Annotated in this window: 23 protein-coding genes; 9 read left to right on the forward strand and 14 right to left on the reverse strand. The window is 70.5% G+C overall.

Annotation, left to right across the window (positions count from 1 at the left end; genetic code table 11):
* Positions 1-25: 25 nt before the first annotated feature.
* The 3 genes from XF36_RS28395 to XF36_RS28410 form a co-directional block, all read right to left on the reverse strand.
* Entirely contained in the window at positions 26-769 is a 744-nt protein-coding gene (locus XF36_RS28395) for an ATP-binding protein (RefSeq protein ID WP_060715061.1), read from the reverse strand.
* The gene (locus XF36_RS28400; protein ID WP_082375942.1) at positions 769-2361 is read right to left on the reverse strand and encodes a Mu transposase C-terminal domain-containing protein; all 1593 of its coding nucleotides are present in this window, start codon (positions 2359-2361) and stop codon (positions 769-771) included. Before XF36_RS28400 ends, XF36_RS28395 begins: the two co-directional genes overlap by 1 nt.
* Before the next feature lie 382 nt (positions 2362-2743).
* Positions 2744-3352, reverse strand: coding sequence for a recombinase family protein (locus XF36_RS28410; RefSeq protein ID WP_060715064.1), 609 nt, complete (start codon positions 3350-3352; stop codon positions 2744-2746).
* 285 nt (positions 3353-3637) lie between these two features.
* Here XF36_RS28410 and XF36_RS28415 point away from each other — a divergent pair, with 285 nt between their 5' ends.
* The 7 genes from XF36_RS28415 (at position 3638) to XF36_RS28445 (ending at position 10325) form a co-directional block, all read left to right on the forward strand.
* Entirely contained in the window at positions 3638-4435 is a 798-nt protein-coding gene (locus XF36_RS28415) for a phytanoyl-CoA dioxygenase family protein (RefSeq protein WP_060715065.1), read from the forward strand.
* A gap of 79 nt (positions 4436-4514) precedes the next feature.
* Positions 4515-5363 carry an SDR family oxidoreductase gene (locus XF36_RS28420; protein WP_060715066.1) on the forward strand — a complete coding sequence of 283 codons (849 nt, stop codon included), beginning with the start codon at positions 4515-4517 and terminating at the stop codon, positions 5361-5363.
* Between the two features lie 88 nt (positions 5364-5451).
* Positions 5452-6216 carry a TIGR03086 family metal-binding protein gene (locus tag XF36_RS35890; RefSeq protein WP_414706268.1) on the forward strand — a complete coding sequence of 255 codons (765 nt, stop codon included), beginning with the start codon at positions 5452-5454 and terminating at the stop codon, positions 6214-6216.
* Positions 6122-7201 (forward strand): hypothetical protein, encoded by a 1080-nt coding sequence (locus tag XF36_RS34705; RefSeq protein ID WP_414706269.1) that lies wholly within the window; start codon positions 6122-6124, stop codon positions 7199-7201. The genes XF36_RS35890 and XF36_RS34705 overlap by 95 nt, the downstream gene beginning before the upstream one ends.
* Positions 7202-7334: 133 nt before the next feature.
* Positions 7335-8789 (forward strand): amidase, encoded by a 1455-nt coding sequence (locus XF36_RS28435; protein ID WP_060715188.1) that lies wholly within the window; start codon positions 7335-7337, stop codon positions 8787-8789.
* Between the two features lie 104 nt (positions 8790-8893).
* On the forward strand, positions 8894-9484 hold the full coding sequence (locus XF36_RS28440) for a uridine kinase family protein (RefSeq protein ID WP_060715069.1): 591 nt from the start codon (positions 8894-8896) through the stop codon (positions 9482-9484).
* A gap of 271 nt (positions 9485-9755) precedes the next feature.
* Positions 9756-10325, forward strand: a complete 570-nt coding sequence (locus tag XF36_RS28445; RefSeq protein ID WP_060715070.1) for a hypothetical protein — start codon at positions 9756-9758, stop codon at positions 10323-10325.
* 89 nt (positions 10326-10414) lie between these two features.
* Here the strand turns inward: XF36_RS28445 and XF36_RS28450 are convergent, their stop codons facing one another.
* Together XF36_RS28450 and XF36_RS28455 are read right to left on the reverse strand one after the other, a co-directional pair.
* Positions 10415-11518, reverse strand: a complete 1104-nt coding sequence (locus tag XF36_RS28450; RefSeq protein WP_060715071.1) for a hypothetical protein — start codon at positions 11516-11518, stop codon at positions 10415-10417.
* A gap of 135 nt (positions 11519-11653) precedes the next feature.
* Positions 11654-12841 carry a DNA cytosine methyltransferase gene (locus XF36_RS28455; protein WP_060715072.1) on the reverse strand — a complete coding sequence of 396 codons (1188 nt, stop codon included), beginning with the start codon at positions 12839-12841 and terminating at the stop codon, positions 11654-11656.
* 189 nt (positions 12842-13030) lie between these two features.
* Between XF36_RS28455 and XF36_RS28460 the strand changes: the two genes are divergently transcribed.
* On the forward strand, positions 13031-14440 hold the full coding sequence (locus XF36_RS28460; protein ID WP_060711311.1) for an IS1380 family transposase: 1410 nt from the start codon (positions 13031-13033) through the stop codon (positions 14438-14440).
* 134 nt (positions 14441-14574) lie between these two features.
* Here XF36_RS28460 and XF36_RS28465 read toward each other — a convergent pair whose 3' ends face one another.
* The 9 genes from XF36_RS28465 to XF36_RS32815 form a co-directional block, all read right to left on the reverse strand.
* Positions 14575-15165 carry a DNA cytosine methyltransferase gene (locus XF36_RS28465; protein WP_082375944.1) on the reverse strand — a complete coding sequence of 197 codons (591 nt, stop codon included), beginning with the start codon at positions 15163-15165 and terminating at the stop codon, positions 14575-14577.
* A 149-nt stretch (positions 15166-15314) separates the two neighbouring features.
* Positions 15315-15986 carry a hypothetical protein gene (locus XF36_RS28470; RefSeq protein WP_145981684.1) on the reverse strand — a complete coding sequence of 224 codons (672 nt, stop codon included), beginning with the start codon at positions 15984-15986 and terminating at the stop codon, positions 15315-15317.
* 474 nt (positions 15987-16460) lie between these two features.
* On the reverse strand, positions 16461-16628 hold the full coding sequence (locus XF36_RS32810; protein WP_168169619.1) for a hypothetical protein: 168 nt from the start codon (positions 16626-16628) through the stop codon (positions 16461-16463).
* A gap of 89 nt (positions 16629-16717) precedes the next feature.
* Entirely contained in the window at positions 16718-17917 is a 1200-nt protein-coding gene (locus XF36_RS28475; protein ID WP_060715075.1) for a bifunctional DNA primase/polymerase, read from the reverse strand.
* 139 nt (positions 17918-18056) lie between these two features.
* Positions 18057-18473, reverse strand: coding sequence for a hypothetical protein (locus XF36_RS28480; RefSeq protein WP_060715076.1), 417 nt, complete (start codon positions 18471-18473; stop codon positions 18057-18059).
* A gap of 336 nt (positions 18474-18809) precedes the next feature.
* A complete protein-coding gene (locus XF36_RS28485; RefSeq protein ID WP_060715077.1) occupies positions 18810-19058 on the reverse strand; it encodes a WhiB family transcriptional regulator in 249 nt (82 codons plus the stop codon).
* 133 nt (positions 19059-19191) lie between these two features.
* Entirely contained in the window at positions 19192-19908 is a 717-nt protein-coding gene (locus XF36_RS28490) for a hypothetical protein (RefSeq protein WP_145981685.1), read from the reverse strand.
* A gap of 68 nt (positions 19909-19976) precedes the next feature.
* Positions 19977-20294, reverse strand: coding sequence for an Rv3235 family protein (locus XF36_RS28495; RefSeq protein ID WP_060715079.1), 318 nt, complete (start codon positions 20292-20294; stop codon positions 19977-19979).
* 138 nt (positions 20295-20432) lie between these two features.
* Positions 20433-20579 (reverse strand): hypothetical protein, encoded by a 147-nt coding sequence (locus XF36_RS32815; protein ID WP_168169620.1) that lies wholly within the window; start codon positions 20577-20579, stop codon positions 20433-20435.
* Between the two features lie 198 nt (positions 20580-20777).
* Between XF36_RS32815 and XF36_RS28500 the strand changes: the two genes are divergently transcribed.
* Positions 20778-22202, forward strand: a complete 1425-nt coding sequence (locus XF36_RS28500) for an IS1380 family transposase (protein WP_060711648.1) — start codon at positions 20778-20780, stop codon at positions 22200-22202.
* Positions 22203-22256 lie beyond the last annotated feature (54 nt).

The raw sequence follows: 22256 nt of genomic DNA on the forward strand, positions 1-22256 counted from the left end.
ACGGCACAGGTCCCGGGGTGCACGGTCAGACGGTGGTTGCGGCGCCGTGTAGCGCGAACGCGTTGGCCACGATCCGCTCGTCGAGCACCGCGATGTCATGCTCGGCGCACAGCGCCGCCGCGGACTGGGTGAACGACGCCCAGTCCCGCAGGTTGCCGTGCGCGAGATGGTCATCGACCTGTAGCAGCAGTTCCGGGTCCACACCCTCGTAGATCGGGTGGAACCGCGGGATCAGCGCGGTCACCTGCTTCGTGGTCAGCGGTTCGAGACGGACCCGACGATAGATCCGCGAGCGCAGCATCGGCTGCGCGGACAGCACCTGCCACGCGCCGTCCCCGCCGACCAGCAGCAGCGGGAACCGGGTGGCCGGGTGGTCGTGCAGGTGTCGCAGGAACTCGATGCACTCGGTGTTGAGCCGCTGGGCCTCGTCGACGACCACCACCCGTGGGCGGGTCGCCAGTTCCTCGATGACGGCGTCCATGAGCACGAACCGGCTCGCCCGCCCCGCCGAGGAGCCGGTCAGCTGCTCGTACAAGGTGGCGGCCACCAGCCGCATCGTCGGCCGCGACGGGAACGACGACCACAACCCAGTGCGGGAGCGGGCGGCCAACGCCGACTCCACCGCGTAGGTCTTGCCCATCCCGGCCGGGCCGTGCACCACCCCCATCGCCGCGGCGTCCACCACGTGCCCCACCGCCTGGTCGACCAGCTGCAGCCCGGCCGTGGGCAGCACCCGCGCCCCGGGCAAGTCCAGAAAGTGCCGCGCCATCAGCTTCGGCCTCCTTGCTCGCCGCCCGCGCGGCGTTCGCTGTCCTGCTCGCTGTCCGGCGCCGGGTCGAGGTCGACCGGTGCAGGGGGTTCGGCGAACTCGGGGTTCCAGTAGGCGAAGTCGCTCTTGAGGTCGAGCAGGTCGGTGCGCGCCAGCCGGGCGAGTGCGGCGTAGTCCGGGCCCTCGTCGCCGCGGCGTCGACGCCGACGATCGCGGCGTTCGGCGCCGGCGGTGACGACGGTGGTGTCCTCGACCGGGCCCGGCTCGGTGATCGGCGCGAGTTGGGCGCGGGCCCGGCGGCTCGCCCGGCGATGGCGCCGGCCCAGCTCGGCCGCATCGGCCCGGCGCCGTTCGAGCACAGCCTGGCGCTGCTCGTCGGACAGGGCGTCCTGCGGATAGGCGGTGGCCAGCCACGCGTCGCCGCGGAACAGCTCGATCTGGCGCAGGTCGTGCGGCATGTAGCGGACCTGCAGCACCTCGCCGACCAGCCCGTTGAGCTCCGGGGCCAGGAACCGGACCCCGTCGTGGTGGATACCGTCCCGGTTCACCGTGCGCTCCCGATCAGCCAGCAGCATCCACCGCAGCTGCTCGGACGGAACCTCGCGCAGCGGCGTGGCGTCCTCGCCCCACCGCGCCAGCGGCGTCGTCCCCAGGCTCGAATGGATCCGAGTGGTGTTGTAGTCGCCCACCCACGCTGCGAACCGGTCCACGAACAACGTCAGGCTCATCGGGTCGACGTCCGGCCCGAACAGCTCCCCGCCCACGGCGCGGGGGCCGCCGGTGTAGAACGGCAGCCCGGCCAGGAACTCCTGCACCAGAGTGCGGTTGACCCGCTCCACCTTTCCCTTCAGGTGCGGGGTGTAGGGCGGGGCGGGCACCGGCTCGATGCCCAGCGCCGCGCACGAGCGCCGCACCGCGGCCGCGGTGAACTCCAGCCCGTGATCGGTGCGCAGCACCGCAGGCAGACCCCCGAACGGGCCCCGCGCCGAGTCGACCACGATCCCCGAGCGCAACGTGGCCAACACTGTTGCCGAGTCGGGCCGCATCGAGATCGCCCACCCCATGATCAGTCGCGAGAAGCCGTCCACGAACAACGTCGCCCACGGCTTGGCCGGGCGCTGTGCTCGCGGCGCGAGCACCAGCACCGGCAGCTCGACGTGATCGCCCTCCCACATCGCGTTGCGTGCTGGCGGGTCCCAGCGCAAGTACACCTCATACCGGCGGCGCCCCTCCGCGCCTTCCACCAGCCCGGCCCGCTGCCCCGGCGTCAGCTGCTCGGCGAACGCGTACTGCAGCCGACGCAGCGACAGCCCATCCGCGCGGTCGGCGTGCAGCTCCCGGTGCACCGCCGCAACATTGCCCCGCCACCGCGTGAACGCGTCCACATCCGCGTCGGTCAGCTCGTAGCGATCCGACCGGGCACCCCGCTCTGGCTCGGTGAACTCCGCGACCCAGCGCCACACCGTTCGCGCACCCACCCCGAACTGCCCAGCGACCCGACGGACCTCATCACCGATCGACTCACCCGCCCGACGGCGTTCCCGCAGCCGCGCCACCAGCAGCGCCTTGACCTGCGGGTCCACCCGGCTCATCTCGCCAACTCGCCGACACAGTCCGGGCACACCGGCCCCGACAGCCGCCACCCGGTGCTACTCATCCAGGCCTGCAGCATCGTCGACGTCCGACCGTCACCGGTGTCCGCGGCCGCCAGGTCCCCGCCCAACAGGGGTCCGTCCCCGCACCGCACACAAGCCAGGTCAGCGACCGGGCCGGTCGGAGCGCAGGCACGGCAGAACCGCCGCTCGACCAGCCCCATCGACCCCGTCCCCGTCGACCCCGTCCCCATCGGCTCCGTGGCGTCCAGGAACAGCCAGGTCATCGATACCTCCGCGCGCTCGATCGGGTTTCCCGGCGCCTGCCCGCACTCCGGACAACGCATCGGTGCGCCCCGCGGATACGCCGGACCCGCCCGAGTCACCGCTGCTCCCGACCGGCCTGCGGCGCAGACGCCCCGCGCGGTGTGCCCAGGTAGCGGTAGATCGTGGGCCGGCTGACCCCGAACTCGGCGGCGATCTGAGCCACGGTGTAGCGGCGCCGCCCGTCCGCACCCGTCTCCTCGTACATCAGCCGGGCCAGGTGCGCCTGGCGCGCCCCGAGTTTCGGTTTCTGCCCACCGGTACGCCCCCGAGCACGGGCGGCCTCCAGGCCGTCCTTGGTCCGCTCGGAGAGCAGACTGGCCTCGAACTCGGCGATCGCGCCGAGGACCTGGAAGAACATCCGCCCGACCGCGGTAGCGGTGTCCACACCCTGATCGAGCACCACAAGATCGACGTTGCGCTGCTGCAGGGTGCGGGCCAGCTCGATCAGGTGCTCCAGCGAGCGCCCCAGCCGATCCAGCTTGGTGACCACCAGCTGGTCCCCTCCCCGTAGGACGAGCAACGCCTGGTCGAGCTCCGGGCGGCGGGCGAGCTTGCCAGAGGCCCGGTCGACAAACACCTGCTCACAACCGGCCGCACGCAGCGCATCGTGCTGAGCCTCAGGATGCTGATCGCGGGTCGAGACCCGGGCGTAGCCGATGCGCACACCCGAAACGTATCGCGAACCCCCGACAGCGTGTCGTAGGCGCAGACACGGGTTCCGTTACATCGATGACCTGCAGCAACCGATCGTCCCGACATGTGTCTCGTGAACGATCGAAAGCCGACACTCCCGACGGCGGCCCGATTGCGGTGCACCGCACGCACGCGACGGCAGCGACCGGACCATTGGAAGCACCGTCGGTCATGTCCACCGAAAATGGAGTGAGACCGAGCGGCTTGCCCCGCTACACATAACTGACCGATATGTCTGTTAGGAGGGAGCCCAGGGGTGACCGAACTGGCCGACCGCTTCATCCGCGACGGATTCGTGCAGCTGCCCGGCGCGCTGCCTGAAGCTCTCGCCCGTACCTGCGAGAGCCTCCTGTGGGAAGAGACCGGGTACGACCCTGCCGACCCCGACACGTGGGTTTCACCCACGCACTGGGTGCTCTACCGCGCTGACGAGCCGTTCGTAGACGCCGTCAACTCGCCGACGTTGGTCGCCGCCTACGACGAGCTCGTTGGCCCAGGCCGATGGCTTCGCCGTGATCATGTCGGGGCGTTCCCCTTGCGGTTTCCCAGCGATGAGGAACCTGCCGAGTCCGGGTGGCACATCGACGCGGCGTTCCCCGACCGGGAGCTCACCGACGACGACCTGGAGTCGGTCGAGACCATGCGTGAGGTCGGCTTCAGGGTCAACGTCAACTCCCGCGGCCGCGCCCTGCTTCTGTTGATGTTGTTCAGTGACGTCGGCACGGACGACAGCCCCACCCGTATCCGGGTCGGCTCCCACCTCGACGTTCCGCAGCTACTGGATCCCTACGGCTCTGATGGTGTCGACAGCCACGCGTTGGGCCCGATGATCGAGCAAGCTTCGGCAGGTAGACCGGTTGCCCACGCGACCGGTCGGTGCGGCGACGTATACGTCTGCCACCCCTTCCTCGTCCACGCTGCTCAGACCCACCGTGGGACGCAGCACCGGTTCATGGCGCAGAACGCGATCGAACCCGCCGATGCACTCGATCCTCGGGCGAGGAGACCACTCTCGCCAGTGGAGCAGGCGATCCGCGCTGGCCTCAATGACTAACGGGAGGACCCGACCCTCGACGAAACCGACAGGACTATGCGTTCCCTGCCTTCCCGCGTTCATCGGAGACGTCGCCGCCATGCCTGAACCCGTTCCCCCTGACACGGATGCTGCGCACGGTCGAGATCCGTACCCGTTGTCAGGCCGCACCGTGCTCGTCACAGGCGCCAGCCGACGGGGCGGGATCGGCCATGCGATCGCGGGCCTGGCGGTCTCCTACGGCGCGAGCACTGTCCTGCATCACTTCCAGCCTCATGACAAAGCCCAGGAGTGGGGCGCCGACGACCTCGATGCCGTCGTCGCATCGGTTCGAAGACACTCCCGCGCCGACGCGATCGTCGCGGAGATAGGTGTCGACCTCGCCGACCCCCACGGACCCGCACGCCTCATGGACGCCACCGTCGACCTGGTCGGACACGTCGATGTGTTGATCTGCAACCATGCGCTGACCGGGCAGGACGCAGCACTGGACGAGGTCACCGCTGAGCAGTTGGACGCCCACTGGGCCGTCGATGCACGCTCGTCGATCCTGCTCGCCCAAGCTTTCGCCCGCCAGCACGACGGCCGGGCTGGGGGCTCGATCGTTTTCCTGACCTCCGGTCAGGGACTGGGGCCGCTACCGGGCGAGATCGCCTACGCAGCAGCGAAAGCAGCGATCGCCGGGCTCACCACGACGATCGCCGACGAACTCGGCGACCTCGGGATCCGCGTGAACACCGTGAACCCCGGCCCGGTCGACACCGGCTACCTGACCCAGGACATGTGGAGCCTCGTCGCACCGATGTTCCCCTTCGGCCGCTACGGACGACCCGAGGACCCGGCCCGGTTGATCGTCTGGCTCGCCACCGACGAAGCCGCCTGGATCACCGGACAGACCATCAACACCGAAGGCGGATTCGGACGGTGGCGTCCCCGCGGTCGCTCCTGAACTCACCGGCGCTCCGCACACACACTGGGGAGAAAGATCAGCGCGTAGCCTGGCTGGCGTGGACGGACTGTCGCTGCTCGACGCGGCGGTGGAACTCTTCGACAACCGTCTGTCGACGATCACCGCTTCGCAGTGGACGCGTCCGACTCCGTGCGAGGCGTGGACCGTGCTCGACCTTGTCGAACATGTCGTGGCCGGTCATCGGATGGCCGTCGAGCTGCTTGAGAAGGGTCCCCCTGCATCCCGAGGCGAAGGCACCACGGCTTCCCTCCGGGAGGTCCGGCGCAGCGCACAGCGTCAGCGACGCGCGTTCGCCGCTGCTCACCCCGCCAGCGACGTCGACCACCCCGCCGGGCGGATCACGGTCAGCGAGTTCCTCGTATACCGGGCCGCTGACATCACCGTCCACTCCTGGGACCTCGCCCGCGCCATCGAGCTCGACGACCAGCTGCCTGAGGAGCTCGTCGAGCACGTGCTGGAGCCCTACGCCGCGTGGGTCAGCACGCTGACGGTCGAGCAGATGTTCGGCCCAGGCCCGAGCCGGATCCCCCTGGAACGAAGCAGAATCGGCTCTTGGACCAGCTCGGTCGCCGCCCCGAACCACCCCGATAGTCGAAGGCTTCACCGCCTGCCTATCGGGGACGACCTCGGAAATCCGGTTCCTCCCCGCGATGGGACGCTCCTACGGTGCGAAGGTGCTGCCGATCATCTGGCTTTTCGGGACATCCGGGGTGGGGAAGTCCACCGTCGGCTACCGGATGCTGACCCACCTGGCCGCCGCAGGAGTGACGGCAGCGTTTGTCGACGCCGACCAGCTCCGGCTGGCCAGCGGAACCCGGGCCACCGAAGCTGACTTGATCGCTGCCGCGCTTCCCTCGTTGATCCACAACTATCAGGCCCATGACGCACAGGCACTCATCGTCGCCGGACTCCTCGACGACACCGGCCACCTGACGCGTCTGCTCCCTGACGTCGAGCGCCAACACGTCCTGACCGTCCATCTGGAGGCAGACAGCGACACCATCCGCGACCGGGTGCACCGCCGCGGCTGGCTCACCGAGCTCGCCGATGACGCGGTGGACTACGCCCACCGGATCGCCCCCGACCTCGCCGACCTGCGCCTCAACACGACCGCACAGACCTCCACCGAGCTCGCTGAGCAGGTCACCGACGCCGCATTGACCCACATCCGGCAGAACAGTCCGGGACACCTCGCCACACCTGCACGACCTCCATCCACAACCGCGACACCGCCACGACGCCTGATGGTGATCACCGGGCCAGGAGGCGTCGGCGTGTCCACCGCCGGGTTCCAGACGTTCTCGCTCTTGGCTAGGGCGGGCGAGCCGGTCGGCTATCTCGACGCTCACCAGCTCGGGTTTCTCGGAACAGACGTGCGCGGCGATCACCTCGGGCCACTGCGCGCCGCCAACGCTCGCGCGGTCACTGAGTGCTTGGCCCACGCCGGCGCACAAACCGTCGTCATCAGCGGTGATCCTCGCACCATCGGGCTGCTGATCGACACCCAGCACGACGAGCTCGACAGCAGTGACTCACCCGCGCTGTTCTGGCTGGACGCCTCCGCGGCCGCCCTCGCCGAACGGCTCACCGCTCGGGCTCAAGGCGAAGGCCCGGTCATCCAGGGCAACCACCGCATCGGCCTCACCGGCGATGCGCTGGCCGACGCGATCGCCAGGGCCGTCCACGCGAGCCACCACGACCCGCGTCCTCGCGGGACGCGAACGATCGACACAAGCGACCTCGACCCACGACAAGTCGCCGAAGCGATGATCGCCTCGCTGCCCCGAGACAACAGATGCCTGCCGCCTGACAGCTAACAGCACACGCCGCACCCTCAGCCCCTGACGCCGATCTTCAGTGCTCTTGGCCCACCGACGACGCAACCGAGGCTAGATCACGACCACCGGGGCCACTTCAGAACATCAACAGGATGGGGATGTCGTGACCAATATCGAGCTGACCTACCGGAGCGCGGGCGCGCTCGTCGAGGATCTGACCACCGGTCGAGTCTCGGCGGTCGAACTCACCGAGGCGGCCATCGCCCGGATCGAGCACCACGACCGGACGATCAACGCGGTGTGCGTGCCGGACTTCGACCGGGCGCGCAACGCAGCCCGCAACGCCGACGCCGCGCTCGCCCGAGGGGAGAGACGACCGCTGCTCGGGGTCCCCGTCACGGTAAAGGAGTCGTTCAACGTGGCCGGGTTGCCCACCACGTGGGGCATCCCGGCGTCCGCGGACTTCGTCCCGGACTCCGACGCCGTTGCGGTGGAGAGGGTCAAGGCGGCGGGGGCGATCGTGCTGGGCAAGACGAACGTGCCGATCCATCTCGGCGATCTGCAGAGCTACAACGACCTGTACGGGACCACCGCCAATCCGTGGGACCCGCGGCGTACTCCGGGTGGGTCGTCGGGCGGGTCGGCCGCCGGGCTGGCCGCCGGCTACGCGCCACTGTCCCTTGGCTCCGACGTCGGGGGTTCGCTGCGCAACCCAGCGCACTGCTGCGGCGTCTACGCGCACAAGCCCACCCTCGGCCTGCTGCCGCTGCGTGGGCACACAGCGCCAGGGCTGCCGGTCCTGCCCGCCGAGCATGATCTCGCGGTGATCGGACCGATGGCCCGCACCGCGGCGGACCTCAGCCTGCTGCTCGACGTCCTCGCGGGGCCCGACCAGCTCGCTCACGGCGTGGCCTACCGGCTCGCGCTCCCGCCGGCCCGCCACACCGACCTGCGCAGCTACCGGGTTCTAGTGCTCGACGAGCATCCACTGGTACCCAGCTCAACGAGTGTGCGGGCCGCGATCAACGGGTTCGCCGACAAGCTGGCCGGTGCCGGAACCACGGTGGTGCGAGACAGCCCGCTGCTACCCGACCAGGTCACGGCCGCCCGGGTGTATATGCGCCTGCTGGAATCCGTACTCGCCGCTGGATTCCCGCCGAAGAGCTACCAGCGCGCCCGCGATGCGGCCGCACGACTCACCGACGACGACCACAGCCTCGCCGCCGAACGTGCCCGCGGCGCCGTACTCAGCCACCGCGACTGGGTCACTGCCGACACCGAGCGCGAGCTGCTCCGGCAGCGCTGGCGCGAGCTGTTCGACGAGGTCGACGTGGTGCTCACGCCGATCATGCCGACCACGGCGTTCCCGCACGACCACAGCGACCTGGTCACCCGACGGATCAACGTCGACGGCACCGAGTACCCCTACTTCGACCAACTCGCGCTGGCAGGCACAGCCACGCTGCCGGGCCTGCCAGCGACGGCGCTGCCCATCACCCAGTCCAAGGAAGGCCTGCCAATCGGCCTGCAAGCCATCGGACCGATGTTCGCCGACCGCACCACGATCGGATTCGCCGAGCTCGTCGAGCGCGAATTCGGCGGGTTCATCCCGCCACCCCTGGATTGAGCGTCCACTCCGGAGGCCACCTCCTCGCGGCCGGTGGCAGTGGCCGACCACGTGATCCCTTCACAGTCGCTGCCACCGCAGGTGGGGCGGCAAGATACGGTTTTATGACGGCGGCGAGAGAGATCTTGGAGCAGCTACGGAGACTTGACCGGGATCAGGAGGACAGCCCGATCCTGATCGCCCTCGACGGTGGAAGTGGCGCCGGGAAGACCGCGGTCGCCGACGAGCTACGCCGCTTCCTACCCGACACAGTCATCGTCCATTGCGACGACTTCTTCGCCGCCAACGTCGCCATGGCCAGCTGGGAACAGATGTCGGCCCCCGAACGAGCCGCCCGCTGCATCGACTGGCGACGCCTGCGATCCGAGGCTCTGTACCCACTGAGCCGACGTCGCCGCGCGTCCTGGCGCCCCTTTGACTTCTCGCGCCCCTCCGGCCTTGCAACCGAGACGGTGACCGTCGAACCCGCATCCGTCGTCCTCGTCGATGGGATCTACTCCGGCCGACCGGAACTCGCCGACCTCATGACGTTCACCGTGCTCGTCGACGCCCCCGTGGAGCTGCGACGTGCCCGCCACGACGCCCGAGAAGGCGGCGACGAGTCGTTATGGCACCAGATGTGGGACCCGGCCGAGGAGCACTACCTGACAAGCGTCCGCCCGCCGACGACGTTCGATCTGGTCGTACGCCACTGAGGCCCAGCGATCGCCCGCGGCGTCCACTGTCGTTCGACCGTCGTTCCACAGGATGGGCGCCGGCACGGTGACAGCGGAGCCGTGAGGGCGACGCAGACCCTTGCGGCTCGCGCGCGGCCGCTGGCCCGTCGTGGCAAGCGCTGCCGCTCCGCGAAATGCCGCGTCCGGATCGGTGATCTCGGAGCCGGACGGGACAGCTCACTGCTCTCGTCTATTCAGCACACGGGATATAGCCTTCGATCTGGTCTAGAGAACGAGAAGGGAGATCGCCATGGGATCTCGGACCCGGCGCCGCCCCGAAGGTCGGGCTGCGCGCCACGCCCTGGCTCAGCTCACGGAGGCGCGGGACGCAGTCGACGCCCGGCTGGAGGATCGCCGTCGCCGCGAGAACGTCCTGCTGGAGCGCTACGCGGCGACCCTCGCTGAACAGCAGCGGGTCGAGGACGAGCTGACCGCCGGCCTCGGACGCCTGCAGGAAGAGGAGGCCAGGCTGCGCGCCGACACCGACCAACAGCTCGCCGCGGTCGAGGCCGACCGTGGCGACGTCCTCGTCGGGCTCAACGCCGAGGGGCGGAGCGCTGAGGATCTCGCCCAGATCGCCGGCCTCCCGCTGAAGCGAGTCCGCACGATCCTGCGCAGCAGGAAGCAGCCCGCGGACGGCGTCGCGACCAGCGACGACAGCGAGCGCACCCCAACACCGGCCCCGCGGCCGGCGGGCGCGGAAGTCGGCGGGGTGCCCGTCGTGGGGCCCGACGCGCCGGTCCCGACCGAGCCGGACGAGCTGGCGGAAGGCCCCTCCACGGAGTCCGCTCCGGAGGACGCGAGGGACACACAGGGGTGACCTCCGGGCGCCGCTGCGGGCTCCCGAGTGCAGGTCCATCAGCGCTGGTCGGGGCCGCGGCGACGCGTCCCTGGTGGTCCCGGCTCCGGCTACGGGCTGAGGACGTCGTCCGGGAAGGGCGGCTTCCGTTCGGCATGAGCCGCGGTCTGGCACAGGCGACGGAACTGCTGCACCCCGGCCAGTGGGTCGGTGTCGCCGAAGGCGGCCGCGGTGAGGCTCTGCAGGTCCCATCGGACGAGCAGGCTCTGCCGGGCCAGGATGAGTCCGACGTGCTGGATCCCCCACCGATCGGAGACGTCGAGCCAGGCGTATCCGAGGACTTGCTGGAGCCATGCTCGGACGCGTCGCGGTTGGGACGCGTGGGCGCTCACCTTGACGTCGAGCAGCGTGGTTCCGACCAGCAGGTCGGCATCGGCGAAATGGGGGATGAGGGTCGGCGAGGCGTACCCGATCCCGACCCCCTCGGGTGGCCGCTCCGCTCCCCACGCCAGAAGCGTAGGGAGGTTCTCGCTGGTCGCGAGCGCGCGAACGAGCGCAGCAGTCTCGTGAGCGCTGCCGTCGGGGACGGCCGCGCAGAGGGTCTCGGTCGTCACGGGTCCGCGGTGCGCGAGAGCGCTCAGGGCGCGCGGGCTGTGCCCGCTCCGGTACGCGGCCTCGGCCAGGGCCCACACGCCGTAGGACCGCGCCAGTGCTCTTTCGGCTCCGGCAGTCCCCACATGCCCGCAGGGAGCGTGCTCGTGATGGAACAGGTGGCCCCGGTTGGCCAGATCGGGGAAGACGCTGTCGCCCCAGGGGGGATCGGTGCTGGTCGCGGCCGGTGCGGGGATCTGGAGCCACTCTCGCGGGGAGGGGTGGAGCGTGTGGGCCACTGTCGCGACCTCGTCGGGCAGCTCGCGGTGCGTCGGGAAGGACAGGGCGATGCGGGCTGCGGCGCCTGGGGAGACGAGTTGGCCGGCCAGTAGTCCCTGCAGCGCGGCGTAGGGAGGCGCGGGCTGGACCAGGGCCGCCAGCCGGGCGTCGACGATGCCGCCGACGAGCTGGCTGTCCGCACCTGGCGTCGGTCCCGAGAGGGTTGTCTGCGGAGCCCTCGCGGCTGCCCGTGCCACGTCTCGGGCGACCTGGTCGAGGCCTGTGAGTCGTTGCTGGCACCAGGTGGCGAGGGTCCCGGTGCGGAGTGCTGTCGTGAGCGGCACGGCGACGTCCTCCTCTCCCGGGTCGGCCTCTCTGGTTCTGCACTCTCCACGGTCTGGCATCGAAGGATGCATCGGCCGTGGCGACACCCGGGCTGCGGGGCCCGGTGGTGATCGGTCACCACCGGGCCCCGCGAATCAGGCGGCGGTGGGCACGGGGGACTCGACCGGCGTGCCGCGGATCGCCTCGACGACGGCGGCCACCAGGTCGCGGGCGACGGGCGGGGTCACTGCGTTGCCCGCCATCCGCACCTGGTGTCGCTTGGTCCCGAGCAGGACGTAGTGCGGAGCGAAGGCCATGCCCTCCTTGATCTCACCTGGGCTCAGCATCCGGAACAGGCAGTCCTCGACGTCGAGGCCGGCCGCTCCGGCCATCAGTGCGTCGCCTTCGACCGTCGTCTGGGTGGCGAGTGGGCTGGTCGCTGCCGCCCGGATGCGGCCGGTGTCGTAGGCGTAGAGCATCTCCGGGCTCCAGACCAGGGACTGGTGACCGGCGCTCGTGATGGTGCGCGCAGGCTCGCTGGTCGGGGTGCTCATCTCGGCTCCGCCGCTGTTGTTCCGCATCAGCAGTCCGTGGTGGGTCCCGCTGGCGGCGAAGGTGTCGAGGGGCTCGATCACGCGTTTCGTGCGGTTCGTGCCCCGCAGCGGCACGACCACGACGCCCTCGGTGTCGCGGGTGGTGCGGGCACGCAGCGGCCGGTCGGTCGGCTGGGCGACGTCGTTCCACGTGCCTCCGGCCGGGACGAGCAGTCCGGTCTCGTTGCGGGCCGTCTGCACCCTGAGCGGGCGGTCGGCGGGCAGCGCCACCTTGCCGTCCCGCCCCTCCGCCGGGATCAGGAGCGCTGACGGCGAAGCGGTGGGGCGGGGCGCGCGCAGCCCGTCGAGGGGCGCGATGGCGCGGTGCTCGGTGGTGGTCAGCGTGCGCAGGGGCTCCTCGACCGGCCAGGCCCGCACCCCGGGCCGACGCTCGAAGGTGTTGCCTGCTGCCTCCAGCGCGATCGGGCCGTAGTAACGGCGCAGCCCTGCGGCGATGCGCGCCATCGTCTTCGGTGCGAGAGGCCGCTTGCGGTCACCGATCCGCTGCCCCGGCGAGGTCCAGTCGATGATGGCCGCGGCCGGGAGAACGTAGGGCTGGACGACGTCGTTGCGGCAGCTCACCCGCGGGCAGCGGAAGACGTACTGGGCGCCGTAGGAGCCGTGGGGCCGGTCGAAGTTCTTGGGCGCTCGCAGGGCCGTCACGACCTCGCCGCAGGTCGGGCACCAGGCCTGCGGCCGGGTCCAGCGGTCGAAGTCCGGGCGGTTGTAGCGCCGCTGCCAGAAGACCACGTAGACGCGGTCCCGCAGCTGGGGGGCCGGGGCACCGAGCTGGTGCCGAAGGCAGAGTTGAGGGTTAGCCTGGGGCTTTCATCGCGGTTCGCCGAGTAGGGCGTGTCAGTGGGCTGGAGGGTGCCACTGACCAGCGAAGATGGGGATTGCTGAAGTCCTTATCGTCGCGCAGGCAGGAGCACCCTCCAGGTGAAGAAGGCTATCGGGTTCTACCCGTGCCCGGACATCGACACGGCTGCGACGACGGTGGTGTCTCACGCCGGGACGCGGCTGCTGACCGAGACCATCGCCAAGGTCGGCCTGGACCGAGCCCTGTCGGTTGGGCTGGAGCCGTGGCGGCCGCGGCTGGCGGTGCACGACCCGGCGAAGGTTCTGCTCGACCTCGCGCTCACCCTCGCCGCGGGCGGGGACTGCCTGTCCGACATCGCCCTGCTGCGTGCCGAGCCCACCCTGTTCGGTCTGGTGGCGTCGGACCCGACGGTCTCACGCACGGTCGACCGCCTCGCCGCCGACGGTGCCGCGGCGTTGGCCGCGATCGACACCGCCCGCGCCGCAGCACGGGCGAAGGCGTGGGCACTGGCCGGGCCCGCAGCCCCCGACCACCAGACGAACGCAGCGAAACCGCTGGTCATCGACGTGGACGCCACCCTGGTCACCGCCCACTCCGACAAGCAGGGCGCCGCACCGACGTTCAAGAAGGGCTTCGGCCACCATCCGTTGTGGGCGTTCTGCGACCACGGCGCGGCCGGAACCGGAGAGCCTCTCGCGGCGCTGCTGCGGCCGGGCAATGCGGGGTCGAACACCGCCGCCGATCACGTCACCGTCATCCGCGCCGCCCTGCGCCAGCTCCCCGACCACAAACCCGGCAACCGTCCCGGGCGGAAGGTACTGATCCGCATCGACGGTGCCGGCGCCTCCCACGAGCTCCTCGACTGGCTGACCGGGCAGCGCCTGTCCTACTCGGTCGGGTTCAGCCTCACCCAGGAACTGGTCGACCAGCTCGCCGCTCTCCCGGCTGCGGACTGGCAGACCGCGCTCGACGCCGACCGTGAGCCCCGCCCGGGCGCGTGGGTCATCGAGGCCACCGGCTTGATGAACCTGGGGACCTGGCCGGACGGGATGCGGGTGATCGTGCGCCGCGAACGCCCACACCCGGGCGCGCAGCTGCGGTTCATCGACCGGGACGGGTTGCGCTACACCGCGTTCGCCACCAACACCCGCCCCGGCGGCCCCGGCCGCCAACTCGCCGACCTCGAGCTGCGACACCGCCGCCGCGCCCGCGCCGAGGACCGCATCCGCGCGGCGAAGGACACCGGGCTCACGAACCTGCCACTGCACGAGCTCGACCAGAACCGGATCTGGCAGGCCGTGGTCGCGCTCGCCTGCGAGGTCACCGCCTGGGCGCAGATGCTCGCCTACACCGGGCACCCGGCACGCCGTTGGGAGCCGAAACGACTCCGGCTGCGGCTGTTCTCGATGCCCGCCCAGCGAGCCCGTCACGCCCGCCGAACCGTGCTGCACCTGCCTGCGCACGCACCCTGGGCCGAACTGCTCTGCGACGGCCTCGCCCGGCTGCGCACGCTCGCTGTTCCCGGCTGAGCACGAACCCTCCGTCGCGACGACCCAGGAAACCGACCGGACCCGTGGACCCGGCGCCCCGAGCGACCTCGGCCGAACTGTCACACCCAACGGGCACAATCAGGCCCCGCCACACCGGCCAGCACCGGTGTCGATCAAGCCAGGACTGCCCGACGAAAGATCCGGGTTAGGACCTGGTAGTCGTAATCGAGCTTCCGCATGCGGGCGATCCACTTCGGGAAGTGGACCCACTTGAGCAGCGCGGGGACGTTCTCGACAATCACGGCTCGGTAGCGGTGGTGCTCGGCGAACCGGGGCACGTCGTGCATCAGGGCGCGGGAGCGCTCGCCGGCGTCGAGCGGCAGGGGCGGTTCGTCGGTGGCGTCGTCGTCGACGAGTAGGTCGAACAGGCTGGGCTCGGTCTCGGGCTGGGCGAAGGTCTGCTTTTCACCGCGTGCCGGACTGAAGAAGGTGCAACTGGGCGAGGCCCACAGGAAGTCGGTGCCGGGAAACCGGCTCGGATCGGCCCTCGCGATGTCGATGACGTCGTGCCCCGCGTCGGGCATGTTCCGGTTGTGGGTCTCGACCGCGAGATCCCAGTGGTTGACCGCCATGACACTTCTGACCCCGGGGACCTGCTCCGCCCCGAAGGAGGATCCCCCTCCGCCACAGAAGAGGTCGGTCAGGCTGAACTCGCAGTCGTCGTAGGCACTTGGAACTGGCGTTCTGCGCAGCACCATTGGCATGGGGTTCTCCGTTCAGTTCTGGGTGAGCGGTTCAAGCTGTCAATCTCTCCCCACTGTTATCACTATACCATGTTGGGCGGTAGTCTGCTCGTATCCGAACGTTTACGACGTCCCCTATGGTGTCGATTCCCGAGCGGCTTCGCCGCTCTTCATGGGGCTTCTGTTGATTTCTTACCTTTTCGCGACCACGAACGCTTATCTGCGTAGTCCCAGACCCGTCGACGTCGCCAGAATCGCCGCTGCCGGCCGGCGGGCGTTTCCTCGACCTCGTCCGGCGCGATGAACTGGTCGCGGCCGACGTAGCTGTTCACGGTCGCAGCGCTGGCCAGGCCCAGCACGTGCGCGACCTGGGCGCTGCTGAGCAGCTCGTCGGGGTCGCCGGTCCGGTCGACGGGGGTCAGCCCGCTCTTGAGCTGGTCCCTGTGCCCTCGGTACCAGTCCTGCCACAGCTCGAGGTCGACGTAGCGGCGGCCGTCGCGCCGTATCCCGGGCGGATGGCCGTTCGCCTGGCGCCCGGCGTACCAGCGGTTCAGAGTCGCCTCCGGCTCACCACTCAGGCGGGCGAGCTCGGTGACGGTCGCCAGGATCCGTCCGTTGACCTCCCGGCGGTCGGCGCCGTACGCGGTGCGCCACCGCCGCCACTCGCGCTCGTCGACGTGCCACTGGCCGTCGACCTCGAGCCCCTCGGGGTGGCCGTTGCGATGCCGGTCGCGCCACCACTTGTAGAGGGTGTGCTCGCGCTCTCCGGTGCGTGCCGCCAGCTCCGAGCGGGAGATCAGGTGGTCTGGCACGTCCGGGCTGCCATGGTCCTCGCCCCTCACCGGGGTGAGCGTAGGTAGGGCCGCCCGCTGCCGCGGGCGGCGGGTTGCGACAGGCGCCCGTCGTCGTCCACGGGCAGCCGGTTCGACTACTCTGCGCATCACTGCTCTCGTTTGATGGGGTCCTTCGGTTCCCGGGTGGACGGAGCATAGGCGGCCGGGGGTCGCTGTCAACCCCGCTCCGGCGGGGACCCGCAAGGGTCGGTCCCCGGTTCGCCGACCACCCATTCCGCCGCTCTGGTGCGAGCGTCAGCCGCCCCCCCTTCAGTCCCGGGCGCGAGTCCCGTGGCCCCACCTGAGCTGACAACGGGCACCCGGTCACAGACCGCCCACCGGTGGGCGAACCCGGTGGTCGGCTCGCCGCGGCGTCGACCTGCTCGTCGTCGACCTCGGCGCGCGCGGCCCACCACGCCGCTGGGCGACGGAGGCGATCACCAGCAGACGCAGCCGCCGCAACCATCGCGGCGTCTCGCCCGCTCAGGACAGGACTGCCGTACCGACGGCGACGAAGGTCGACACCAGCGCGGCCGCGACCACAGCGACCACGAAGAGCCCTGCGAGTGCCGGGATGCGGGCGACGGCGGCGACCAGTGCGAACAGTGCCGCTGCTCCGCAGACGATGATCCAAACCAGTGCTGGGTCCATGAGGTGCTTCCTGTCGTGTCGGTGAGGGCCGGCTCGGCCCATGTCGGCGGGTTGAGGGGGCTTTCCGAGCGGCGCGGTGCTCGCGCTGGCTAGTGCCCGACTCCGTGCCGGTGCTCGTGGTGTCGTTCGCGGCCGGGCCGCCCGTCCCGGTGGTGCCCGGATTCCGGGGTGGGGCGGTCCGTCCGTGCGCCGCGCAGTCGTTCGATGTCGCGGGCCAGACCTCGGCCCGCACGGGTCACCGCGGCCGCGGTGGGGCGAGCGTGTTGGTCGCCCTCCTGGTCGGCGGCGGTGCGCCCGGCTCGCTCGCGGTTCGCGTACCGCGGGCGCCTGGCGCCGTAGGCGAGTCCGTCGCTGATGGTCTGCTCCGCCTCGGACTCGGTGAAGTCGTCGACTCCGATGTGCGTCTGGACCGCCGCGCGGAGGGTCGCGCTGGCCTCCTCGGCGGAGATGACGTTGCCGCCGACGTAGTTGCCCAGCTTGAGCGCGGCGGTCAGCACGGCGTGGTGACGGCCGCCCGGCTGTGCTTCCTCGATGCGTTGGGCCTCGCCTTCGAGGATGCTGCGGACGTAGCGCTCCTGGCGGTTGCCGGTGAGCTCGAGCCGCGGCCGCGGAACGCGGGCGATCTCCGGCTCTGGCGGTGGGGCGAGCAGGCTGCTGATCCACGTGGGCAGCTCGGCGGGCGGGCCGGGACGCTCGAACTGGTAGCGCCCCTCGGGGCGGACCGAGCCGGGGGCGACGATGTACCCGCCCTCACCTCGCGTGTCGATCTTCCAGCCGAGCCCGGTCTGGGAGCTGTTGCGCAGCGCGCTGTCGTTGCGGAAGTACAGGTGCCCTCCGCCGGTAGGGGTGGACACCGTCAGGGTCTGGTCGGGCATGGGTTCACCGGCGCGACGCGCGAGCATCTGCAGGACGTCGCGGCCGTTGCGGGCACCCTCGAACTCCTCCGGTGCGGGCGCCCCGTGGCCCTCGTCGAGGTCGATCACCAGGAGCTTCGACGGGCCGCAGGCGATGCCGACGTTGTAGGGCTTGGTGCTCCACCAGCGCCGGATCTGGTCGGAGTCGGTGGTGGCGCGTTGTTCCCAGCCGAGGTGCCCCTCCGGGCCACTGCAGGGACCGGTCCGCTTGCAGGTGCGCTTGGCGTGGAAGATCGGCTTCTTGCCGTCGATCTGGAGCGGGAAGACGTGGTAGCCGGCCCGCGCGGCACCCAGCGCAACCTCCCGCATCTCGTGTCGAGTGGCCGGGGAGGTCTGTCGTTCGACGGGATCGCCGGTGGTGTGCGGATCGCTCATGGCACTCTCCGGTTCTGGTGGCGTGGGAACGCTGTCGTCGCTCCACACTTCGTCCACTATACCATGAAAGTGGTTCACAGAGCCTCTGACCTGCGTTTTTCTCGGCAATTGGACCGGGAGCAGGTACGGGACGGCACTGTCACGCGCGATCGACGGCGATGAGTACGCGGGTCCGCAGGTCGGGTGCTTCGATGATCTCGGCCCAGGCGCCCCAGTCCGGGAAGGCCCGGGCCAGCATCGGGCGGTGCACGGCGGGAACGGCGGCGACCAGCTCGCAGAGCACCCGGCCCCAGGGTGTGGGGGCGATCCCGCCGGGCAGGCCGTGGACGCTCAGCATCGTCTGCAGTGCGTACTGGGCGTCTTCTCCCAGGTCGTGGCATTCCGCGTCACGGATGAGCAGCTCGACAACGCGTGCGAGCGGCGGCTCTCCGCCCGGGTCGGGACAGTGCAGGGCCGCCGCGAGGTGTCCGGCCTGCTCCCGGCGCGACTTGCACTGCCAGTGGTCGGTGTCGATCTCGGCGAGTAGGGCGGCAAGCTCGTCGACGGACGGGGTCATGGTCTGCTCCTCTGGTGACGGGTGTGGATCGGTGGCGGTCGACCGCGGGGGCGGGGTGCCTCTGACAGCACCCCGCCTCGGGATCACGTATCCGTGAGGACGCTGCGCGGGACCGCGACCACAGAGGCCGCGTGGTGGTCGCCCCATCGGGCTCCGCAGATCCCGCGACGGCAGTGCGCCGCGGTGGGCGCGATCCCAGCTTCGTGCGGCCCGGCTCGCCACAGCTCGGACATGGGTCGAGCAGGTCGGCCCGGAGCGAGTCGTCTGCGGCAGCCGAGGGCCGCCTCGTGCCTGTCTCGGCGAGCGGCCCGGGTGCGCAGTGCTCGCTGCCCCGGTTCATGCGGTGGCCAGTCGCCGGCGGCCGGACCGCTTCAGCGCGCGACGCTCGCCCTCGTCCTGGCCACCCCACACTCCGGTGTCCTCTCCCGCGGTGAGGGCGTAGTCCAGGCAGGCCTCCTGGACGGGGCAGCGGCGGCAGACGGCCTTGGCCTTGTCGATCTGCTGCTTGGCCGGTCCGTCGCTTCCGGCGGGGAAGAAGAGCTCGGGGTTCTCGCGGCGGCATGCCGCCGCGACTCGCCAGTCCATCGTGGGGCCCCTTCGATCGGTTTCGGGTGACCGGTCGGCGCTGTCATCGCCTCCCGCTGCAATTCACTATACCATGTATGCGGTCGGATGCGGGTTCTTCGTTCGACTGTTCTTGCTGGTCGAGACCGTTTGTTCAGCGGGTTCGGGGGGTGCGTCGGCCGGCCCGTCCGGGCCTGGTGCGACTGTCGGCGAATGCCCAGATCGTGCGGCGGTGGTAGCGCTGTCGGCCGTGGGGGTCTGTCCAGTCGGGGCAGGGGAAGTAGCCCGGGTTTCGGGCGAGGTAGCTACGGATGACTGACGCGTCGGCGTAGCCGAGCACTGCGGCGGCCTGGTCGAGGGTCAGGAGGTCGGCGCCGCTCCCGCTGCGGTCCACTGATGTGAGGCTGGCCCGCTTGGCGGCCTCGTGCTGCTGCCACCAGGCGTCCATCTCGTCGAGGGACCAGTAGAGGTGGCGTCCGTCGCGGCGGGCCGGGCGGGGGTGGCCGGTGGCGTCGCGGTCGCTGTAGAGGTTGGCGAGGTGCTGGGGCGAGACACGGAGCCGTCGCGCGAGGGCTGTACGGGTCGGCAGGGTCTCCCCGTCCTGGTCCAGTCGTGCCGGGGGAGGGGCGGTGAGCTGGTCGACGAAGGTCCGCATCGCCTGTTCGTCCCACCACTGTCGTCGGCCCTGCTGCCACGCCACGGCCGGGTGGCCGTTCTTCGCCCGGTGACGCCACCAGCGCTCTGCGGTCGCGCGGCCGACGCCGAAGGTCGCGCAGATGCCGGGGCGGGACAGCAGCACGCGGTCGTCGACGACGACCCGCAGCGGGGGAGCGCTCGGGCTCGCGGGGGCCGTTGCCCTATCCCTGTTCATCCGGCTTCTCCCTCCCGACGGGGACGCTCCCCGACAGAGACTGCCGGGGAGCGTCGTACTGCCTGCGATCAGAGCACTGCGAGGTAGACCAGCCGCCAGCCGCCGATGATCTCGGGGGAGTGCACCGCCCCGTCGAGCTGGATCCGGGCGGTGAGCGCTCGTGGACGCCGGTCGTGCCCGACGAGGACGAGCGCGGTGAGCTCTCCGACGCCCTCGACGGGCTGGCTCACGTGGCTGCTCAGAACGCGGCCGATGCCCCGGCGGCCGCCGCCGCGGAGCAGGAACCCTCGCCCCTGCAGGTACTTCAGGACCTCGGAGTCCGCGAACGGAGCAAGCTGCGCGGCCGGGCGTCGCCCGGCCAGCACCTCGGTGGCGAGCCGCAGCATGTCGCCTGCGACGCGTGTGAGGTCGGGATCGCGGACGATGTCGGTGACGACCGGGATGCCCCAGTCGGTGTCCTCGAACTCTCCGTAGCCGAGCTGGTCGATCCCGGCGACGACGGCGTACTGGGCGTACTGGGCGGTTCACTGGGCGTACTGGGCGTACTGGGCGGCGATGTGGTCTACCCACCGCATCTGGCGAACGGTGACCTCGTCCCCCAGCAGGACGCGCTGGTACTCGCTGTCCAGGACGTAGCTGGACTTCTCTGCCTGTCGGACCCTCTTGCTCACGGGCACTCCTTCGGTTCGGGGGTGGCGTTGCTCGGGCTGTCAATCCCTCGCAACACTTACTAATTTACAGCGTCTAGCCCGGACTCTTCACGGGTTGTGCCGGTGATCTCCGACCCCAACTGAAGAAAGTGCCTCGTGACCAGGTAAGACAGCGGGTGTCGAAGCCCTGTCCGCCATGGTCGAGGAGGCACTTTCCGAGTGCAGACTACAAGCACGCGCCCACCGGTCATCGTGACCGCCGACGGCGCTGGGGTGGTGTCGCCCGTCGGGTCGCGTCTGCTGGCCGATGTCGCCGACCGGACCACGTTGACCAGTGAACTCTCGACCGCGCTCGCACCGCTGCGACGAGCTCGGGCGCGTCATGATCCGGGGCGGGTGCTGGTCGATCTGGCCGTCGCGGTCGCCGACGGGGCCACGAGGATCTGCGAGATCGCGGTCCTGGCCGATCAGGGCGCGGTGTTCGGGTCGGTGGCATCGGACTCGACCTGCTGGCGACTGCTCGACAAGCTCGACGAGCGCCGGTTGTCCTCGATCGCGGCGGGGCGGGCGCGGGCCCGGGAGGTGGTCTGGGCCCAGCACGCCGACGTCGATGGTCGCGCGTTTCCCGCGGCTCGGGTCGCCGGCCGCGACCTGCGCCGGCACGGCCGGGACGTGCTGGTGATCGATCTCGACGCCACGATCGTCATCGCCCACAGCGAGAAGGAACAGGCCACGCCCACGTTCAAGAAGACGTTCGGGTATCACCCGATGCTGGCGTTCTGCGACAACACCGGCGAGTTCCTCGCCGCCCGCTTGCGCCGCGGGAACGCCGGTGCGAACACCGCCGCGGATCACATCAACGTGCTCGACGACGCGCTCGCCCAGATCCCTGACGCGTTCCGTCACGGGCACCCGATCCTGGTCCGCACCGACACCGCGGGCGCCACGAAAGCCTTCCTCGCCCACATCCGAGCGCAACAAGACACAGCGGTGAGCTGTGAGTTCTCCGTCGGCTGGGCCGTCACCGACCGCGAACGCACCGTGATCAGCCTGGTCCCGAAGACGGTGTGGGCCGAGGCGGTCGACGCTGACGGCGGGCACCGTGACGGCGCCGGGCTGGCCGAGATCACCGGCTTGCTCCCCGCCTCCGCGTTGGTCGACTACCCGGCCGGGACCCGCGTTGTCGTCCGTCGCGAACGGCCGCATCCCGGCGCGCAGCTCGATGCGTTCGAGGAGCGTGACGGCTGGCGCTACACCGCGTTCGCCACCGACACCCGCGTCGGGCAGCTCGCCTTCCTCGACGCCCGCCACCGCGCCCACGCCCGGGTCGAGGACCGGATCCGCTGCGGCAAGGACACCGGCCTCAACCACTTCCCGTCCCGGTCCTTCGCCGTCAACGCGGCGTGGTTGACCGTGGTCATGCTCGCGGTCGACCTGATCACCTGGACCCAGCGCCTGCTTCTCGACGGCGACCTGGCGAAGGTCGAGCCGAAGGCGTTGCGCTACCGGTTGTTGCACACCGCCGCGCGGATCACCCGCGGGCAACGCCGAGTCTGGGTCCGTATCCAACGGTCCTGGCCCTGGGCGGTCGATCTCGCCCGCGCGTTCGCGCGGCTGTGCGCGTTGCCTGTTCCTGCTGGTTGATCTCCGAAGCCCGACACGACGAGCGGCGGGAGCTCCCGGCAGAACGCGCAGGCC

It is taken from the genome of Pseudonocardia sp. HH130629-09, from assembly GCF_001294645.1.
Classification (GTDB): domain Bacteria; phylum Actinomycetota; class Actinomycetes; order Mycobacteriales; family Pseudonocardiaceae; genus Pseudonocardia.

Excerpts from the sequence above, each read along its gene's own strand:
- XF36_RS28445 (WP_060715070.1), top strand. The coding sequence starts at position 9,756 with ATGGGATCTCGGACCCGGCGCCGCCCCGAAGGTCGGGCTGCGCGCCAC.
- XF36_RS28465 (WP_082375944.1), bottom strand. The coding sequence starts at position 15,165 with ATGCCAATGGTGCTGCGCAGAACGCCAGTTCCAAGTGCCTACGACGAC.
- XF36_RS28475 (WP_060715075.1), bottom strand. The coding sequence starts at position 17,917 with ATGAGCGATCCGCACACCACCGGCGATCCCGTCGAACGACAGACCTCC.
- XF36_RS28485 (WP_060715077.1), bottom strand. The coding sequence starts at position 19,058 with ATGGACTGGCGAGTCGCGGCGGCATGCCGCCGCGAGAACCCCGAGCTC.
- XF36_RS28495 (WP_060715079.1), bottom strand. The coding sequence starts at position 20,294 with ATGCTGCGGCTCGCCACCGAGGTGCTGGCCGGGCGACGCCCGGCCGCG.
- XF36_RS34705 (WP_414706269.1), top strand. The coding sequence starts at position 6,122 with ATGCTGACCCACCTGGCCGCCGCAGGAGTGACGGCAGCGTTTGTCGAC.
- XF36_RS32810 (WP_168169619.1), bottom strand. The coding sequence starts at position 16,628 with ATGGACCCAGCACTGGTTTGGATCATCGTCTGCGGAGCAGCGGCACTG.
- XF36_RS28480 (WP_060715076.1), bottom strand. The coding sequence starts at position 18,473 with ATGACCCCGTCCGTCGACGAGCTTGCCGCCCTACTCGCCGAGATCGAC.
- XF36_RS28440 (WP_060715069.1), top strand. The coding sequence starts at position 8,894 with ATGACGGCGGCGAGAGAGATCTTGGAGCAGCTACGGAGACTTGACCGG.
- XF36_RS28490 (WP_145981685.1), bottom strand. The coding sequence starts at position 19,908 with ATGAACAGGGATAGGGCAACGGCCCCCGCGAGCCCGAGCGCTCCCCCG.
- XF36_RS28420 (WP_060715066.1), top strand. The coding sequence starts at position 4,515 with ATGCCTGAACCCGTTCCCCCTGACACGGATGCTGCGCACGGTCGAGAT.
- XF36_RS28400 (WP_082375942.1), bottom strand. The coding sequence starts at position 2,361 with ATGAGCCGGGTGGACCCGCAGGTCAAGGCGCTGCTGGTGGCGCGGCTG.
- XF36_RS28395 (WP_060715061.1), bottom strand. The coding sequence starts at position 769 with ATGGCGCGGCACTTTCTGGACTTGCCCGGGGCGCGGGTGCTGCCCACG.